We start from the raw sequence: 1,663 nt of genomic DNA, 5'->3' as shown, positions 1-1,663 counted from the left end.
ATCTCGTGCTGTCCCTTGCAACATAGCAACCACCGTTTCCGTTGGCGTGTGTCCATAGGTTTGGCTCATTGACGAAATGGCAGTATCAAGAATATCCACCCCAGCTTCTACCGCTTTTATTGCGGTTGCCGTTGATAATCCAGTTGTCGCATGGCAATGTAAAGCAAGAGGAACATCACACGATGCTTTAATCCGCGATATTAACTCTTCCGCTTCATAAGGTTTTAAAAGTCCTGACATGTCTTTAATACATAATGAGTGACAGCCAAGATCTTCTAATCGCTTCGCCAGATCAACCCAAGTTTCTGTATTATGGACTGGACTAATGGTATAAGAGAGCGTTCCTTGAGCATGTGCACCAACGTTGACCGTTGCTTTGATCGCTTGCTGAAAGTTGCGTACATCGTTCATTGCATCAAAAATACGGAATACATCCATCCCATTAACGTGAGCACGCTCGACAAACTTCTCAACCACATCATCCGCGTAATGGCGATAACCAAGCAGGTTCTGCCCTCGTAATAACATCTGCATTGGGGTATTGGGCATCGCTTTTTTTAGCGCACGCAGACGCTCCCAAGGATCTTCTCCCAAGTATCGAATACACGCATCAAAGGTAGCGCCACCCCAAGTTTCTAACGACCAATAGCCGATTTTGTCCAACTCTGCTGCAATAGGCAACATATCTTCAAGACGCATGCGCGTCGCAAATAATGATTGATGGGCGTCTCTTAACACCACATCGGTAATAGCAAGTGCTTTAGACATGCTCATTAACTCCTTTTAATTGGTACTACTTAGCAGCTGAGTGTCGGTACTGATGTACAGCGGCAGAGATAGCCGCTACCACCTGAGGGGGAACTGCAGCAGAGGTTGGTTGAATCGATTTTTTGGGGCTGACTATCGTCTGAGGTACTTCTTGCGGTACCCATTTAGACATGAACCGAACGAGATAGACCAAAATGGTTAAAAATAGAAATACGACGACCATCCCTGTAACCATCAGGGTAGCCGCATCAACTAGCAGGCTTCCAATATTTGTCATGTTGCTTCCTTTCTGTGTCATCCTGACAGCAATTGTCTGCGATAAACCATTATTATTCCGACAAAAGCCAACAGGATTATCTCGACTTGTGAAAAATTGTCAATTTTGTTTAGGATTTTTAAACAAATCAGAGTAACCAAGTGAAAGAACCGTCATACAAATCACAAAACGTGATGTAATTGAGCTAAGAAACTCGCACGTTTTTAGTGAATATGAGTAGATTAATAGGAATTTGAAATAAAATTTGAGATGCAGCTAGTAAAAGGAGAACAGACCAATAAAAACAGTATGTTGTGAAAATGAAATAAAAAAATGCTACAGGATTGTAAAAAAACAAAACCCCGCTTAATTGCGAGGTTTAAAAGGTGGCGCGCTCAGGAGGATTCGAACCTCCGACCGCCTGGTTCGTAGCCAGGTACTCTATCCAGCTGAGCTATGAGCGCGCAGGGCTTCGGTGAAATTAAACTTTACACAACATTCAAATCACCAAGGTTGTTTATGACCTTAAATAATGGCGCGTCCTGGAGGATTCGAACCTCCGACCGCCTGGTTCGTAGCCAGGTACTCTATCCAGCTGAGCTAAGGACGCACGGTGCTAGTGATGATATCACTAACTTG

Annotated in this window: 2 protein-coding genes and 2 tRNA genes; all 4 read right to left on the bottom strand. The window is 43.8% G+C overall.

All coding sequences use genetic code 11. The features are described from left to right. Nucleotides 1-768 (bottom strand): pyruvate carboxylase subunit B (locus B7C60_RS18990; RefSeq protein ID WP_245869253.1); only part of this gene is annotated, 768 nt, incomplete at its 3' end. A gap of 25 nt (nucleotides 769-793) precedes the next feature. Beyond that, nucleotides 794-1,045, bottom strand: coding sequence for an oxaloacetate decarboxylase subunit gamma (locus B7C60_RS11615; RefSeq protein WP_099611789.1), 252 nt, complete (start codon nucleotides 1,043-1,045; stop codon nucleotides 794-796). 366 nt (nucleotides 1,046-1,411) lie between these two features. Beyond that, nucleotides 1,412-1,488: transfer RNA gene (locus tag B7C60_RS11610), tRNA-Arg, on the bottom strand. A 69-nt stretch (nucleotides 1,489-1,557) separates the two neighbouring features. Then, nucleotides 1,558-1,634: transfer RNA gene (locus tag B7C60_RS11605), tRNA-Arg, on the bottom strand. Between the last annotated feature and the right edge of the window lie 29 nt (nucleotides 1,635-1,663).

Origin of the sequence: Vibrio fujianensis (assembly GCF_002749895.1) — a bacterium.
In the GTDB taxonomy this organism is placed as follows: domain Bacteria; phylum Pseudomonadota; class Gammaproteobacteria; order Enterobacterales; family Vibrionaceae; genus Vibrio; species Vibrio fujianensis.
This window is presented reverse-complemented; position numbering and strand designations above follow the sequence as displayed.